Annotated in this window: 16 protein-coding genes; 13 read left to right on the top strand and 3 right to left on the bottom strand. The window is 66.2% G+C overall.

What is annotated here, in order from left to right; all coding sequences use genetic code 11:
* Nucleotides 1-72 precede the first annotated feature (72 nt).
* From ACFYOW_RS38195 to ACFYOW_RS38150, 10 genes are all read left to right on the top strand, one after another.
* The gene (locus tag ACFYOW_RS38195; protein ID WP_387295049.1) at nucleotides 73-1,272 is read left to right on the top strand and encodes a histidine kinase; all 1,200 of its coding nucleotides are present in this window, start codon (nucleotides 73-75) and stop codon (nucleotides 1,270-1,272) included.
* A gap of 129 nt (nucleotides 1,273-1,401) precedes the next feature.
* Nucleotides 1,402-2,199: a LytR/AlgR family response regulator transcription factor gene (locus tag ACFYOW_RS38190; RefSeq protein ID WP_387294993.1), complete on the top strand. Its 798-nt coding sequence runs from the start codon at nucleotides 1,402-1,404 to the stop codon at nucleotides 2,197-2,199.
* Nucleotides 2,196-2,561, top strand: a complete 366-nt coding sequence (locus tag ACFYOW_RS38185; protein WP_387294991.1) for a hypothetical protein — start codon at nucleotides 2,196-2,198, stop codon at nucleotides 2,559-2,561. Before ACFYOW_RS38190 ends, ACFYOW_RS38185 begins: the two co-directional genes overlap by 4 nt.
* Nucleotides 2,562-2,566: 5 nt before the next feature.
* Entirely contained in the window at nucleotides 2,567-4,324 is a 1,758-nt protein-coding gene (locus ACFYOW_RS38180) for a cation acetate symporter (RefSeq protein ID WP_387294989.1), read from the top strand.
* 139 nt (nucleotides 4,325-4,463) lie between these two features.
* A complete protein-coding gene (locus ACFYOW_RS38175; RefSeq protein ID WP_387294987.1) occupies nucleotides 4,464-4,826 on the top strand; it encodes a DUF485 domain-containing protein in 363 nt (120 codons plus the stop codon).
* Nucleotides 4,823-6,460, top strand: coding sequence for a cation acetate symporter (locus ACFYOW_RS38170; protein WP_387294986.1), 1,638 nt, complete (start codon nucleotides 4,823-4,825; stop codon nucleotides 6,458-6,460). The genes ACFYOW_RS38175 and ACFYOW_RS38170 overlap by 4 nt, the downstream gene beginning before the upstream one ends.
* 52 nt (nucleotides 6,461-6,512) lie before the next feature.
* Entirely contained in the window at nucleotides 6,513-8,441 is a 1,929-nt protein-coding gene (acs, locus tag ACFYOW_RS38165) for an acetate--CoA ligase (protein ID WP_387294984.1), read from the top strand.
* Nucleotides 8,442-8,625: 184 nt separating this feature from the next.
* Complete coding sequence (locus ACFYOW_RS38160) at nucleotides 8,626-9,270, top strand: hypothetical protein (RefSeq protein ID WP_387294982.1); 645 nt, start codon at nucleotides 8,626-8,628, stop codon at nucleotides 9,268-9,270.
* A gap of 2 nt (nucleotides 9,271-9,272) precedes the next feature.
* Nucleotides 9,273-9,851 carry a DUF6529 family protein gene (locus ACFYOW_RS38155; protein ID WP_387295047.1) on the top strand — a complete coding sequence of 193 codons (579 nt, stop codon included), beginning with the start codon at nucleotides 9,273-9,275 and terminating at the stop codon, nucleotides 9,849-9,851.
* Between the two features lie 12 nt (nucleotides 9,852-9,863).
* Nucleotides 9,864-10,319, top strand: a complete 456-nt coding sequence (locus ACFYOW_RS38150; RefSeq protein ID WP_387294980.1) for a Rieske (2Fe-2S) protein — start codon at nucleotides 9,864-9,866, stop codon at nucleotides 10,317-10,319.
* A 55-nt stretch (nucleotides 10,320-10,374) separates the two neighbouring features.
* On the opposite strand, the gene ACFYOW_RS38145 is transcribed toward ACFYOW_RS38150, so the two are convergent.
* Together ACFYOW_RS38145 and ACFYOW_RS38140 are read right to left on the bottom strand one after the other, a co-directional pair.
* Complete coding sequence (locus tag ACFYOW_RS38145; protein WP_357474891.1) at nucleotides 10,375-10,842, bottom strand: VOC family protein; 468 nt, start codon at nucleotides 10,840-10,842, stop codon at nucleotides 10,375-10,377.
* 93 nt (nucleotides 10,843-10,935) lie between these two features.
* The gene (locus tag ACFYOW_RS38140; protein WP_387294978.1) at nucleotides 10,936-11,889 is read right to left on the bottom strand and encodes a hypothetical protein; all 954 of its coding nucleotides are present in this window, start codon (nucleotides 11,887-11,889) and stop codon (nucleotides 10,936-10,938) included.
* 77 nt (nucleotides 11,890-11,966) lie between these two features.
* On the opposite strand from ACFYOW_RS38140, the gene lspA reads away from it, so the two are divergent.
* The 3 genes from lspA (at nucleotide 11,967) to ACFYOW_RS38125 (ending at nucleotide 14,323) form a co-directional block, all read left to right on the top strand.
* Nucleotides 11,967-12,671: a signal peptidase II gene (gene lspA / locus ACFYOW_RS38135; protein ID WP_387294976.1), complete on the top strand. Its 705-nt coding sequence runs from the start codon at nucleotides 11,967-11,969 to the stop codon at nucleotides 12,669-12,671.
* 73 nt (nucleotides 12,672-12,744) lie between these two features.
* Nucleotides 12,745-13,671: an RluA family pseudouridine synthase gene (locus ACFYOW_RS38130; protein WP_387294974.1), complete on the top strand. Its 927-nt coding sequence runs from the start codon at nucleotides 12,745-12,747 to the stop codon at nucleotides 13,669-13,671.
* Nucleotides 13,664-14,323 carry a hypothetical protein gene (locus ACFYOW_RS38125; protein ID WP_387294972.1) on the top strand — a complete coding sequence of 220 codons (660 nt, stop codon included), beginning with the start codon at nucleotides 13,664-13,666 and terminating at the stop codon, nucleotides 14,321-14,323. Before ACFYOW_RS38130 ends, ACFYOW_RS38125 begins: the two co-directional genes overlap by 8 nt.
* A gap of 14 nt (nucleotides 14,324-14,337) precedes the next feature.
* Here the strand turns inward: ACFYOW_RS38125 and ACFYOW_RS38120 are convergent, their stop codons facing one another.
* A complete protein-coding gene (locus tag ACFYOW_RS38120; protein WP_387294970.1) occupies nucleotides 14,338-15,156 on the bottom strand; it encodes a PhzF family phenazine biosynthesis protein in 819 nt (272 codons plus the stop codon).
* Nucleotides 15,157-15,203 lie beyond the last annotated feature (47 nt).

Below are 15,203 nucleotides of genomic sequence, written 5' to 3'. Positions count from 1 at the left end.
TCGGGCGCGGATTCGGTGGGACCGCCGCGATAATCAGTCGATGAAGTGGCGCAGACGTTCGGTGAGCCCGCGATGACGACCGCCGGTGTCGCGGTTGTCGCCGGGGCGATATTGATCGTCGGCGCGCTGCTGGTCTGGTCGCGGACCCGGCGAGTGGTGACCACTCCGGCCGAGCGAGCGGTGTACAGCGCACTGCATACGGCGTCGCTGGCCGCGCGGCCGTTGCGGCAGGGGTTGAACGACCGGTCTGCCCAGGAGGCCGCGCCGCATCTGCGGACACTCACCGGGGCCGACGCGTTGGGCGTTGCCGATCCGGACGGCACGCTGCTGGCTTGGGACGGGCCGCATTCGGATCTGGCCGAGCCGTTCGCCGATGCGGCCAGGCGGGCGGTGGCGACCGAACGACCGGTACTGGTGTCGGGGCCAGGTCGCAGTGAACATGCCGGGCGAACACTCATCGCACAGCCGCTGCTCATCGAAAATGGCGGGGTGGCTGGGGCTTTGGGGGTGGTGACCACCGGGAAGCCGGAGCCCGGACGGCTGGGTGCGGTCGCGGAGGTGGCACGATACGCCTGCGGGCAGCTGGAGTTGGCGGAGTTGGACGCCTCGCGTGCCCGCCTCGATCGGGCCGAGGTGCGTGCGCTGCGGGCCCAGATCAGCCCGCATTTCATCTATAACGCCCTCAATACCGTTGCGTCCTTTGTACGCACCGATCCCGATCGGGCGCGCGAGCTGATCCTGGAGTTCGCGGACTTCACCCGATATTCGTTCCGCGCCGCGGGCGAATTCACATTGCTCTCCGACGAACTGCGCAATATCGAGCGGTATCTGGCGCTGGAACGCGCCCGGTTCGGTGATGCCTTGCAGGTGCGGTTGCAGATCGCACCGGAAGTGCTCGGCGTCGTGCTGCCGTTCCTGGCGCTGCAACCGTTGGTGGAGAACGCGGTTCGACACGGTTTGGCCGGGGCGACGCGCGGCGGCACGGTGACCATTGTCGCGATCGATGCGGGTACCGACTGTGTGATCAGCGTCGAGGACGACGGAATCGGGATGGATCCGGATCTGCTGCGCTCCGGCGCCCTCGACGCCATCGAAACCGGAACCGGCCCAGCGGGTTCCGGAGAATCCGCCCATGTGGGCCTGGCCAATGTCGACGACCGGCTGCGGGCGACCTTCGGCAATGACTACGGCCTGATCGTGGAGACCGCCCCCGGCGCGGGCACCAAGGTGAGCCTGCGCGTCCCGAAGTTCCGCGCCGGCATCCAGGCCTGACCACACACGCCTGCTCCGCACGGCACCCGGCTCCTGCGCGACCGCACGGCTCCACCGACGAACGCGCGTGCAGCCCGGTGTCGGCGTCCGGGTCAACGCTGAAGATGCTCCGCTTACGATGGAACAACTGTGACCCGGACCACCGACCAGTCCGCCGCCGCACTGCGCGTGCTCGCCGTGGACGACGAGAAGCCCGCTCTGGACGAGCTGGTGTATTTGCTGCGCGCGCAGCCGGGGGTCGGTGAAATCCACAACGCTAGCGATGCGACCAGCGCATTGCGGCTGATGCGGGCACACCCGATCGACGCGGTATTCCTCGATATCAATATGCCCGGACTGGACGGCATGGAATTGGCCGGCATCCTGTCCGAGTTCGCCAACCCGCCCGCGGTGGTGTTCGTGACGGCCCACGATGACCAGGCGATCGCGGCCTTCGATCTGGGTGCGGTCGACTATCTGCTCAAACCGCTGCGAGAGGCGCGGTTGGCTGAGGCGGTGCGGCGGATCGTCACGGCACGCACCACGCCGGCCCCGGCCGTCACGGCCCCGCGCACCGACCCGAATGAGGTGATTCCGGTCGAGCTGGGTGGGGTCACCACCCTGGTACACCGGTCGAGTGTGAGCTGGGTGGAGGCGGAGGGCGATTATGCCCGGCTGCACACCAGCGGCGGCTCGCATCTGGTGCGGATTCCGTTGTCGGCGTTGGAATCCCGGTGGGAGAACGCCGGATTCCTGCGGGTGCACCGGTCCTATCTGGTGGCGCTGCGGTTGGTGACCGGACTGCGCACGGTCGGCACCGGAACGGTGGTGCGGCTGCGGGCCGACGGCAATGCCGCGGCGGTGGAGTTGCCGGTCAGCCGTCGGCAAGTGCGCGAGCTGAAGCAACGGCTGGTGCACGGGCCGCGACAGCAGTGGACGAATCCGTGACCGCTCCGCAGCGTCCGACCAGACAGCGCGTCGTGCTCGCCGAACGCCGCGGTGCGCGACGCGTGCGGACCCGCACAGAGGTGGTCGAGCAGACCGAGATCGGCGAGGCACTGATCGGCGGGCTGATTCGGGCACAGTTGGGGTTGGCGGTGCGGGTCGGGTTGGTCATGGTGCTCGTATTGTGTTCGCTCCCGGTGCTTTTCCGGCTCGGATCGGTAGGATCGTTCGTTCTGCTCGGGGTACGGCTGCCGTGGTTGCTACTCGGTGTTGCGGTGTATCCGGTGCTGTACGGCGTCGGCCGGCTTTACGTCCGACTCGCGGAACGCAATGAGCAAGATTTCCTGGATTTGGCCGAGGACTGACTCTTATGTCCCCCGCCGCAACACCAGCGCTCACGGTTTTCGCCTTGCTGTTCGCCGCCCTCGCCACGGTCGCGATCGGCGTCTACGGTGTTCGGTTGGCGCGCACCACCTCCGACTTCCTGGTCGCCTCACGCAGTGTCGGGCCGCGCTGGAATGCGGCGGCGATCTCCGGTGAATACCTCTCGGCCGCTTCATTTCTCGGGGTCGCGGGACTGATCGCGAAATACGGCGCGGACGCGCTCTGGTATCCGGTCGGGTTCACCGCCGGATATCTCGGCCTACTGCTGTTCGTCGCCGCGCCGCTGCGCCGGTCGGGCGCATACACGGTGCCCGATTTCGCGGAGTTCCGGCTCGGCTCGCTGCGGCTGCGCAGGCTGGCGGCGGTCGTGGTGGTGCTGGTCTGCGGGGTTTATCTCATTCCGCAGTTCCAGGGCGCGGGGCTCACGCTGCACATCCTGCTGAATGTGCCGAAATGGGTCGGCGCGGTGGCGGTCGGCGCGATCATCATCGCGAATGTGGCCGGCGGCGGCATGCGGTCGATCACGCTGGTGCAGGCCTTCCAGTACTGGCTGAAGCTGACCGCGGTGGCGATTCCGGCACTGGTGCTGCTCGGACATTTCCTGGCCGAGGACCGTGAACTCGGCACACCCGCGCCACCGGTGGTCACCGAGCGCACCACGGTGGATGTCAGCACCGGCGTCATCGTGCAGGTAGGTGCGCCGCAACAGGTTTCGATCACCGGAACACTCGACGATCGCACGGTGGACGGTCCGGTTCTGCTCACACCCGGCGCACACGAACTTGCGGCGGGCACCGAACTGACCCTGGATGCGGGCTCCATCGTCCCGGTGGTGGCCGGAGCGCCGACGGACGGTGCGGCCTGGCTGGCGCCCGGCGGCGGATTCGGCGGCTCCCATCCCACCTACCAGGTGTATTCGCTGATCATCGCCACTTTCCTGGGCACGATGGGACTTCCGCACGTGCTGGTGCGGTTCTATACGAATCCCGACGGCCGCGCGGCGCGCACGACCGCACTCGCGGTGATCGGTCTGGTCGGGGTGTTCTACCTCTTCCCCATTTTGCTGGGGGTTTTCGCGCGGCTGTACGTGCCGCAGTTGCTGATCACCGGCACCTCCGATGCCGCCGTGGTGCTGCTACCCGGATCAGTGCTGGCGGGGCTGCCGGGACAACTGCTGGCGGCACTGGCCGCGGCGGGTGCTATCGCGGCGTTCCTTTCCACTTCGTCCGGGCTGTTGGTCAGCATCGCGGGTGTGCTCAGCACGGATATGCTGCGCGGACGGATTCGCGACTTCCGGGCCGCCGCGGTATTCGCCGGTGCTGTGCCCCTTGCTGTTTCGATCATGGTGGTCTCGCTGGATCTGTCGCGCACTGTCGCCCTTGCCTTTTCGGTCGCGGCCTCGACACTGTGTCCGCTGCTGGTACTCGGCATCTGGTGGCGCGGTCTGACGGCCAAGGGCGCGGCGACCGGACTGATCGTTGGCGGTCTGGCGGCGGGCGGCGCGACGGCGGTTTCGGTGACCGGCGGTATCTCCGACGAGCTCGCGGACGGCTGGCTCGCGGCCGTACTCGGCTATCCGGCAGCGCTCAGCGTACCGCTGGCATTCGCATCGATGATCCTGGTCAGCGTCCTGACGCGCGGTCAGAAAGCTCGCACGGTCGGGCGCATCTTCGTCCGAATGCACGCGCCGGAGCGGCTGGGTATGGGCGCGGACCGGGAGCGCGCCATCGGCCTGAGCCGCTGACCGTTCGTCGCGGCAGGCCGACCGTTCACCGCACAAACCGGCGCCTTCACAGAGTGATCCACGCCACATCATGAATCCCTCACGAGGGTCCCCTTATGGTCGGCGGACAGCAAGTCACGTCACACGCTAGGACCCTGCGATGACCAGTATCGACCTCGACAAAGATGGCACGCCACCGCGGCGCACGCCGACAGCGGAGGATTTCGCCACCGTCCAGTCGAGTCCCCAGTTCCAGGAATTGCGAAGCCGGTTGCGCCGCTTCATCTTTCCGATGACCGCACTGTTCCTGGTCTGGTACCTGAGCTATGTGTTGCTCGGCGCCTACGCGCACGACTTCATGGCCACGCAGGTCATCGGCAATATCAATCTCGGCCTGCTGCTCGGCCTCGGGCAATTCGTCTCGACGTTCGTGATCACCTGGCTGTATGTCCGGTTCGCCAATAAGGAACTGGATCCGCGCGCCGCGTCGATCCGCAACCACCTCGAGGGAGACCAGGCGTGAGCATCCAATATCTGTCCGCCGCCGAGAAGGTCGGCAACCCAGCCGCGAATATCGCAATTTTCGGCCTGTTCGTGGCGATCACGATGATCGTGGTGATCCGGGCCAGCCGCAATAATCGCACCGCCGCCGACTATTTCACCGGCGGCCGCGGCTTCACCGGCCCGCAGAACGGCATTGCCATCGCGGGCGATTACCTTTCCGCCGCAAGCTTTCTCGGCATCGCGGGCGCGATCGCGGTATACGGCTACGACGGGTTCCTCTACTCGATCGGCTTCCTGGTGGCCTGGCTGGTCGCACTCCTGCTGGTCGCCGAAATGCTCAGGAACACCGGCAAATTCACCATGGCGGATGTGCTGAGCTTCCGATTGAAAGAAGGTCCGGTCCGCACCGCCGCCGCACTGACCACGCTGGCGGTCTCGCTGTTCTATCTGCTGGCGCAGATGGCGGGCGCGGGCGGTCTGGTCGCGCTGCTGCTCGATATCTCCGATAAGACCGGACAGAGCATCGTCATTGCCGTCGTCGGCGTGCTGATGATCGTGTACGTGCTGGTCGGTGGCATGAAGGGCACCACATGGGTGCAGATCATCAAGGCGGTGCTGCTCATTACCGGCGCGGCGCTGATGACGGTGATGGTGTTCGCCAAGTTCGGCTTCAACTTCTCCGACATCCTCGGCTCGGCACAGGATGCGGTGCACGGTTCCAAGACCAAGGGCGTGGCCGCCCGTGACGTGCTCGCCCCCGGTGCACAGTACGGCGGCAGCGCGACCTCCAAGCTGAACTTCGTCTCGCTCGGCTTGGCGCTTGTGCTCGGCACCGCGGGTCTGCCGCATGTGCTCATGCGCTTCTACACCGTGCCGACCGCGAAAGAGGCACGGCGCTCGGTGGTTTGGGCGATCGGCCTGATCGGCGCGTTCTACCTGTTCACCCTGGTGCTCGGCTACGGTGCGGCCGCCATTGTCGGACCGGATCGCATTCTCGCCGCGGCGGGCGGGCAGAATTCGGCGGCGCCGCTGCTGGCCTTCGAACTCGGTGGCGTGATCCTGCTCGGCATTATTTCCGCGGTCGCCTTCGCCACCATCCTCGCGGTCGTCGCGGGCCTGACCATCACCGCATCGGCATCGTTCGCGCACGATATCTACGCGAGCGTGATCAAGAAGGGCCAGGTCGACGAGAACAAGCAGGTCAGGGTATCCCGGATCACCGCGGTGGTGATCGGTGCGCTGGCCATCGGCCTCGGCATCCTGGCCAATGGCCAGAACATCGCCTTCCTGGTGGCGCTGGCCTTCGCGGTCGCGGCGGCGGCGAATCTGCCGACCATCGTGTACTCGCTGTTCTGGAAGCGGTTCAACACCACCGGCGCCCTGTTCAGCATGTACGGCGGCCTGATCTCGACGATTGTGCTGATCGTGTTCTCCCCCGCGGTATCCGGGACGAAGACCTCGATGATTCCGGGATCGGATTTCGATTGGTTCCCGCTGTCGAATCCGGGAATCGTCTCCATTCCACTGGCTTTCGTACTCGGTGTGGTCGGCACCTTCCTAGGCGGACGTAAGCCGGAGGACCCGGCGAAGCAGGCCGAGATGGAGGTTCGCTCGCTCACCGGTGTCGGCGCGGAGAAGGCGGTCGTGCACTGACCGCATCCGACTGAGCTTGCCGCCCTTGTTGTTTCGAGAGGATAGATCGACGTTGACCAGTGCAACCACCGACCCGACCACCTACCCGCCGGATGCGGCATTCGCCGCGAGCGCCAATGCCGATGCGGCACTGTACGATCGCGCCGCAGCCGATCGGCTGGAGTTCTGGGCTGAACAGGCTCGGCGGTTGCACTGGCATCAGCCGTGGACCCGGGTCCTCGACTGGAGCGACGCGCCGGTCGCGAAATGGTTCGTCGACGGCAAACTCAATGTCGCCTACAACTGTGTGGACCGGCATGTACTCGACGGATACGGCGAGCAGGTGGCCATCCATTGGGAAGGCGAGCCGGGCGACTCCCGCGATATCACCTATGGCGAATTGCTCGCCGAAGTATCCAGGGCGGCAAACTACTTCACCGAGCTCGGGCTGCGGACCGGCGATCGCGTCGCCATCTACATGCCGATGGTGCCGGAGGCGATCGTCGCCATGCTGGCCTGCGCCCGGCTCGGACTCACCCATTCGGTGGTATTCGCCGGATTCTCGCCGACTGCACTGCGCCAGCGGGTCGACGATGCCGGGGCACGACTGGTGATCACCACCGACGGGCAGTGGCGCCGCGGTACCGCCGCACCGCTGAAGGCCGCCGTCGACGAGGCGCTTGCCGATGGCGAGCACACCGTCGAGCATGTACTCGTGGTGCGGCGCACCAACATCGAGGTGCCGTGGACCGATGGCCGCGATCTGTGGTGGCACGACACCGTCACCGACGCATCCCCCGATCACGAGGCGCAGGCCTTCGATGCCGAACATCCGCTGTTCATCCTCTACACCTCGGGCACCACCGGAAAACCCAAGGGCATCCTGCACACGACCGGCGGCTATCTCACCCAGGCCGCCTATACCCACCACAACGTCTTCGATCATCGTGCGGGACAAGATGTCTACTGGTGCACCGCTGATATCGGCTGGGTCACCGGACACAGCTATATCGTCTACGGGCCGCTGGCCAACCGCGCGACCCAGGTCGTCTACGAGGGCACCCCCAACTCCCCCGATGAGCACCGGCATTTCGACATCATCGAAAAGTACAGCGTCACCATCTATTACACCGCCCCCACCCTGGTGCGGACCTTCATGAAGTGGGGTCGCGCGATTCCGGACGCGCACGACCTGTCCTCGCTGCGACTACTCGGCAGCGTCGGTGAGCCGATCAACCCGGAAGCCTGGCGTTGGTACCGAGAGGTATTGGGCGGCAATCGAACTCCCATCGTGGACACCTGGTGGCAGACCGAGACCGGCGCCATCATGATCTCCCCGCTGCCCGGTGTGACGGCGACCAAACCGGGTGCGGCCATGACCCCGCTGCCCGGCATCTGCGCGAAGATCGTCGACGACGACGGCGCCGAACTCGCGTACGGCCGCTCCGGACTGCTGGTGCTGGATCAACCGTGGCCCTCGATGCTGCGCGGCATCTGGGGTGATATGGACCGGTTCCGCGAGACGTACTGGGACCGATTCGCCGATCGCGGCTGGTATTTCGCCGGTGACGGCGCCAAGTTCGACGACAGCGGCGACCTCTGGGTGCTCGGCCGGGTCGACGATGTCATGAATGTCTCCGGCCACCGCATCTCCACCGCGGAGGTCGAATCCGCACTCGTCGGACATGCCTCTGTTGCCGAGGCCGCGGTGGTCGGCGCGAACGATGCGACCACCGGACAGGCCATCGTCGCCTTCGTCATTCTCACCGCGGGCGCGCACAATTCCGGCGATGCGCTGATCGGTGAACTGAAAGCCGCTGTCTCCCAGGAGATCAGCCCCATTGCCCGACCGAGACAGATCCATATCGTCCCGGAACTCCCGAAAACCCGCAGCGGCAAGATCATGCGCCGCCTGCTCCGCGATGTCGCAGAGGGTCGAGAACTCGGCGATACGTCGACCCTCGTCGATCCGTTGGTCTTCGAGGCCATCGCCCGCGGATAGGCGCCGCCCCCAGCGGCGGACCCGGCCACCACGACGATGAGGGGGACCGGGTCCGCCGCTTCACGTCCCAGTCGAGACACGCCGTGGGTCGGCTGCCGCGATTGCCCCGTTTGAACCGCTCACCGGGTCTGCCACGTAGACAATTCGAACAGCGGTGCCGGCGGCCGCATATCGAGGAGACCCTATGAAACGACTGGGACCGTGGCTCACCCTGGCGGCAGTGGCCGTACTCGGCCTCGTCCTACTGGTCATCAATATGTCCAAGGACACCGAACCACCGACCGCGAATACGAATGCGGTGGTCACAACCACCCCCGTGGCCACGACACAGACGCCCCCGCCGACCACTGCCGCATCTGTTCCGTTCCCCGGCAAGGCCGACTATGTGGGCACCGTCCCGCTGGCCTCCGGCGGCACCATCACACTCGAGATCACCGTCGCGGGCGACGAGGCCATCGCCTATGCATGTGATGGCAAGAGCATCGAGTCCTGGTTGCGAGGCCCCGCCACGAACGGGTCCTTGCAGCTCACCGGCAAAGACGACGCGAAACTGAGCGGCGCCTTCGACGGCAAGGCGGTGCGCGGGACACTCTGGATCGGCGGTAAGCAGTGGAGCTATACCGCGAATCCGGTGCAACCACCCGCCGGACTCTATCTCTACAGCGAGTCGGGCACCCGCCAGAGCTGGATCGTCGATGCGAACGGCGGGGTCACCGGCGTCCAACGCAATCCCGACGGCTCCACCACCCCTGCCGTCGGTCTCGCGCCGGACGCGAACGGCCATCGTCAACGGCAAAAAGGTCACCGCGAACAAGGTAAGTGGTGGTGACAGTGTCGGCTGATCGAGAAGCCCCGACGGTCCGGGTGAATCCGGGCCGAGCGTCGGCCATCATCATTCCGTTGCTCGTCGGCGCGGCAGTCTCAGTACTGCTGGGCGTCTACGCGAAACAGCATGAGCCACGGTTCTTTTCGATCAATGTGGCCGGATTCTCCAGTCCGGTCGCGGTGAAGACCTGGCTGGCAACCCTGGCCACCGCACTCGCGCTGTTCCAATTGCTTTCCGCGCTGACCATGTACGGCAAGCTCGGCGCGATTTTCCCGAAGACCCCGTCCTGGATCGCACCTGCGCATGTCTGGTCGGGTCGACTCGCCGTCCTCGTCACCGTCCCGGTCGCCGTGCATTGCCTGTTCGCCTTGGGTTTTCAGGACTACGAGAACCGCGTACTCATCCATTCCCTGCTCGGTTGCTTCTTCTATGGAGCATTCGTCGCCAAGATGCTGCTACTGACCCGAAAGGGCCTGCCCGGCTGGGTCGTTCCCGTCGCGGGCGGCCTGGTACTCGCGGGGCTGACCGGCCTCTGGCTCACCTCGGCCCTGTGGTTCTTCCAGCACAACGGCATCACCTTCTGATCGGAGTCCGATATGACCAACGATGATCTCGTCCTCGACCGCCGCCGCGCCGTAATCGCGGGCGCCGGGGCAGCCGCGGCCATAACCGCATTGACCGCGTGCACCACCTACGGCAAGACCGACGCCCCCGCGGCCGAACCACCCAAGGCCGCCGCCGGATCGACCGGACCGAATGTCGCCGCCGGACAGCCGAATGCCATCGCCACCACCGCCGAGGTGCCGGTCGGCGGTGGTGTGATCAAGGGCGACGTGGTGGTGACCCAGCCGAATGCCGGCTCCTTCGTCGGCCTGTCCTCGACCTGCACACATGCGGGGTGCAAGGTCGCGACGGTTTCCGGCGGCACCATCAACTGTGCCTGCCACGGCAGCAAATTCGGTCTCGACGGTTCGGTCGTCAACGGCCCGGCCACCCAGCCGCTCGCCCCGAAATCCGTTCACGTCGAAGGTGACTCGATCGTTCTGGGGTAGCCAGCGCGGTATCTGCCGCGCGGCACGCCGACCGCGCGGCAGATCGCACAAACGCTCAGGCCCCGCCGAACAATTCGGCCATCCGCCGGTCCATCTCATCCGGCGGCACATCCTCGACGTGCGTGGCCACGGTCCACCGATGACCCCACGGATCCTCGAACGCACCACTGCGATCACCGTAGAACTGGGTGGTCATCGGGGTGAGCTCCTTGGCGCCCGCGGCGAGGGCGGCGCTGAAGGCCGCATCGGCGTCCTCGACATAGACGTAGAGATTGACCGGCGTGCCGCCGACCGTCTTCGGGTCGAGGAAATCCATATCGGGAGCCGGATCGCCGACCATGATGAGCGAATTGCCGAACGTGAGTTCGCAGTGTGCGATCTTGCCGTCCGGTCCTGGCATGCGCATCCGCTCCGATGCGCCGAAAATATTCTTGTAGAAGTCGATGGCGGCAGCGGCCCCATCGATTGCCAATCCCGGCGAGACCACCGGATAACCCTCGGGGATCGGTTTCACATCGGACATGGGATACCTCCGATCGAGGCGTTTGTCGGACAGGTGCGAGCCTATTCCTCACCCGAGGGCGACATGTCTGATCGGAGCAAAACAGCTACGGACTCATTCGTTCCAGGTGACCTGCGTATTGATCGTCTGCTGCAGCATGCTCGCGCTGCGCGGGTCGCGGTAGGCCTGGTGTCCGCCGAGTGTGATCGAGCCCGCGACCGGCAGCGGCAGACCGAGATCGACGGTGATCGTTCCCGAGCCCTGCATGACGTAGTCCTTGATATCGAGGGTGCCCGCATTATTGGGCAGCGACCACACCTGCGTCTTCGGTTTCTGCGTCACCTCGAGTTCGATGGTCAGCCGATCGCCCTCGCGCTTGGTCAGCGTCGCGGTGGTCACCTGATCGAGTGCGACACCGCCGTCGACCTCCTGCCGCACCGTCCACACCGCACCCTCACCGACCGGTTGGTCGGGAAAGGTGATCGAACGGTAGACCGCCTGGTAGAAAGCCTGTTCCAAGGCCGCGCGGGCGTTATTGGAGGTGTCCGGTGCCGGGGCGAGCCGCAGCGCGGTGATCGCGCCGAGTTCGCTCATATCGAATCCGGCGTGCGAACCGTCGGCGGCGGTGAGCGCCTTGGCCAGCGACGGATCCGGAGTCGAAATGGTGCCGAGGGTCAGCTCAACACCGTCACCGTTGGTCTGCGCCGTCATCGGAATCGTCAATGCGGGCGAGGAGAAATCGCTCGGCGGCTGATCATTGATCTGCTGCTCGATGTGGTGATCGGTGCGCAGCGTCACCTGCTGCACCGTGCCCGCCGGATAGCCGGGACGCAGCAGCGACCGCGGCTCCTCACCCGCCGAGACCACAGTGGCGACCGCGGCCGAAATCGGCACGGTCACTTCCTTGCCGATGCCGACCGGCTCGGTGCTGTCGGAATCGACGCGCGACTCGGCACCGTCACTACAGCCGACACCGAACGCGGACAGCCCGACCGCGAGCACCACCAGAAGCACACCCGAGCGCGCGATTCGGGGTACGTGGGAGGAAGACAACACCGTCACGAGCATCAGAGTACGACCGCTTCCTGAGTGTCAGCTGGGACATGCAGGTGACCGCGTGCGTAGCGCAAATCGTTACTCGAGAGATGATGGTCGGCGTGAGTGACGACCGGCCGCCCGAGGACAAGCCCGCCGATAGCGCGATGCCACCCAGCGACGACGCAGAAAATCCGACCCCGACCGCCGATCCGCGGAAGCCCGCCGCACCGCTGCGGCTACGCACGCTGCTGATCATCGCCGCGGTATTGCTCGGCCTGGACCTGCTCACCAAGACCATTGTGGTGGCCGAGCTGACCCCGGGCGATCCGGTGCCGATCATCGGCGATTTCGCGCGATTGTCGCTGGTACGCAACCCGGGCGCGGCATTCTCGATGGCCACCGGTATGACCTGGCTGCTGACCCTGGTCGCCGCGGCCGTCGTAATCGGGGTGATCCGTATCGGCCGCACGCTGCGCTCGCTGTGGTGGGCGATCGGGCTCGGCATGGTGCTCGGCGGCGCGCTCGGCAATCTGGTCGACCGGTTGTTCCGCGCGCCCGGACCACTGCAGGGACATGTGGTGGACTTCATCGCCGTCGGCTGGTGGCCGGTATTCAATCTGGCCGACTCCTCGATCGTGTGCGGCGCGATCCTGCTGGTGGTGCTGACGGTCTTCGGGTTCGAACCCGACGGCACGCGCGCCGGCCACGGCCACCACCCCGAAGCGACCGCCACCGAAACCGCCGCGGAGCCGGACAAGCCCTCGGACAACGGCGCCAACGGTGCGGCCAGCAGCAAGGGGAATGCGGCGTGAGCGAGCGCAGCGAGCGAACCATGTCACAGCGAGCTTCGCTCACGCCGGAACCGAGCGCCAGCGAGGTGCAGGCGTGAGAGAAACTCGGACCATGCCGGTACCCGACGGACTCGACGGGATGCGCGTCGACGCCGGGCTATCTCGGTTGCTCGGTCTGTCCCGCACCGCCGTGGCCGCGCTTGCCGAGGAAGGTTCGGTGCAGCTCGACGGCGTCGCCGCGGGCAAATCGGATCGGCTCGTGGCGGGGGCCTGGCTGGAGGTCGAGTTCCCGGAACCGAAGCGTGAACTCACCATCGAGCCCGAACCGGTCGAGGGTATGAAGATCCTCTACGCCGACGATGACATCGTCGCGGTCGACAAGCCGGTCGGCGTCGCGGCGCATACCGGCGTCGGTTGGACCGGGCCGACGGTGGTCGGTGGACTGGCCGCGGCGGGCTATCGCATCTCGACCTCGGGCGCGCACGAGCGGCAGGGCATTGTGCACCGGCTCGATGTCGGCACCTCCGGGGTCATGGTGGTCGCGCAGTCCGAGCACGCGTACACCGTGCTCAAGCGCGCATTCAAACAGCGCACCGTCGATAAGCGCTATCACGCACTGGTACAGGGACATCCGGATCCGAGCAGCGGCACCATCGATGCGCCGATCGGCCGGGCCCGCGGCGATGCCTGGAAGTTCGCGGTCACCGCCGACGGACGCCCGAGCATTACCCACTACGACACCGTCGAGGCGTTCCAGGCGGCCAGCCTGCTCGATATTCATCTGGAAACCGGGCGCACCCACCAGATCCGGGTGCATTTCTCCGCGATCCGGCACCCCTGCTGCGGTGATCTCACCTATGGCGCGGACCCGCGGCTGGCGGAGCGGCTAGGGCTGGAACGGCAATGGCTGCATGCGCGTTCGCTGGGATTCAACCATCCGGCCGACGGCCGGTATCTGGAGATCACCAGCGAATATCCCGATGATCTGAAGAACGCACTCGACGTGTTGCGCAATGCCTGAAACATTGCGCCGCATTGCCATTGCCGTCGGCGCCGTCGGCTTCGTAGTCCTGATCGTGGTGCTCGGTGTGCTGAATCCCCCGCGACCGTCCGGCATTTCGACCGACCGGCTCGGGCCGGAGCGGGGTGAGCACGTTGCGGATTACCTTGCGCGGGCACAGGATTCGCTGTCGGGTTCGGATGCCGAGGAGCACTGGGCCCTGGTCTCGTTCACCGAACCCCTCGCCCCCGATCAGATTCCGGCGCACAGCGGCGGCCTGCGCATTGCCGCGGCAAGCCACCATGTGTCGATCCCGCGGGTGAACACCCCGATCGTCACGGTTCAACTGCCCGCGGGAAATGCGGTAGCCGTGGCGTCCGCCGATAACGCCGCCTGGCAACTACTGGCTCAGCACGCGGCCGACGAACGCACCGACCGCATCAATGCGGTGTCGGCGGCTCGCTTGCGCGCCGGGTGTGCATGCACCGTCGGTCTCGTGGTCCGTGGACCGCTCCCCCAACTCCGAAATCTGGCGGCCCAGAATGGAATCCGAGCCGTGCAGGCCCTGCCTGCCGACGCGGTCGCCACCAGTTTCGCGATCGTTCCGCTGCTGCCGGAGTACGAGGACATCGCGCTGCCCGGTACGGACGACGGTCCCGTCCCGGATCAGTAAGGCGGCCGGGCTGGTCAATCCGGCAGTGCCACAACACCATCCAGATACCGGCGGCAGCGGCCGATGAGCAGTACCCGGTCGCCCGCGAGTTCACAGCGCAGCCTGCCGCCGCGCCGGGACAGCTGACGGGCGCTGAGTTCGGCGCGGCCGAATTCGCGGCTCCACAGCGGAACCAGCTGTGCGTGTGCCGATCCCGTGACCGAATCCTCGATCACGCCGAGACCCGGACCGAAGACCCGGGAGACGAAATCGACGGTATCGCCGGGCGCGGTGATCACCGCGTCGAAGGCAAGCGGTGGAAAGGCTGCGAAATTCGGCCGAGCCTCGCGCACTTCCCGTTCGGAACCCACCACGATCACCTCGTCGAATCCGGTGTAGGCACGCACCGCACGGACGCCGAGTGCCTCCACCAGCGCGGGATCGGGCGTGACCTCCTTGGATTCCAACGCGGGTAGGTCGAGTACGTATTCGTCGTCATCGGTTCGGTCGACGTGTAGCCAACCGCTGCGCGTGAAGAAGCTCACCCGGTCCTCGCCGGGATGGATGTCCTCGAGAATCTGCGCGGCCGTCGCCATGGTGGCGTGGCCGCACATATCGACCTCCCGGGTCGGGGTGAACCAGCGCAGGTGGACGGCGGGCCACTCCCCGGGGGGACCGCCCGCCTCGACGGGTAATTGCGAAGTGTAGAAGGCGGTCTCGGCGAGATTGTTCTCCTCGGCCAGATGTTGCAACAGCTCGTCGGGCAACCATGCCGACAGCGGCATGACCGCGGCCGGGTTGCCCGAGAACGGTGCGTCGGCGAACGCGTCGATCTGATGCAGCAATACCTCCATAGTCGAGAAGGTACTCCAACCCTGAATGATCGCTTCGCACAAGGTAT

The sequence above is a fragment of the Nocardia sp. NPDC006982 genome (assembly GCF_042869435.1).
Taxonomy (GTDB): Bacteria; Actinomycetota; Actinomycetes; order Mycobacteriales; family Mycobacteriaceae; genus Nocardia.
The sequence above is the reverse complement of the archived record's forward strand: the minus strand, read 5'-3'. Positions and strand labels throughout refer to the sequence as shown.

What these genes read in the sequence shown, in the direction of transcription:
- ACFYOW_RS38195 (WP_387295049.1), top strand. Translation starts at nt 73, where the DNA reads ATGACGACCGCCGGTGTCGCGGTTGTCGCCGGGGCGATATTGATCGTC.
- ACFYOW_RS38180 (WP_387294989.1), top strand. Translation starts at nt 2,567, where the DNA reads ATGTCCCCCGCCGCAACACCAGCGCTCACGGTTTTCGCCTTGCTGTTC.
- ACFYOW_RS38175 (WP_387294987.1), top strand. Translation starts at nt 4,464, where the DNA reads ATGACCAGTATCGACCTCGACAAAGATGGCACGCCACCGCGGCGCACG.
- ACFYOW_RS38160 (WP_387294982.1), top strand. Translation starts at nt 8,626, where the DNA reads ATGAAACGACTGGGACCGTGGCTCACCCTGGCGGCAGTGGCCGTACTC.
- ACFYOW_RS38150 (WP_387294980.1), top strand. Translation starts at nt 9,864, where the DNA reads ATGACCAACGATGATCTCGTCCTCGACCGCCGCCGCGCCGTAATCGCG.
- ACFYOW_RS38145 (WP_357474891.1), bottom strand. Translation starts at nt 10,842, where the DNA reads ATGTCCGATGTGAAACCGATCCCCGAGGGTTATCCGGTGGTCTCGCCG.
- ACFYOW_RS38140 (WP_387294978.1), bottom strand. Translation starts at nt 11,889, where the DNA reads ATGCTCGTGACGGTGTTGTCTTCCTCCCACGTACCCCGAATCGCGCGC.
- lspA (WP_387294976.1), top strand. Translation starts at nt 11,967, where the DNA reads ATGATGGTCGGCGTGAGTGACGACCGGCCGCCCGAGGACAAGCCCGCC.
- ACFYOW_RS38125 (WP_387294972.1), top strand. Translation starts at nt 13,664, where the DNA reads ATGCCTGAAACATTGCGCCGCATTGCCATTGCCGTCGGCGCCGTCGGC.
- ACFYOW_RS38120 (WP_387294970.1), bottom strand. Translation starts at nt 15,156, where the DNA reads ATGGAGGTATTGCTGCATCAGATCGACGCGTTCGCCGACGCACCGTTC.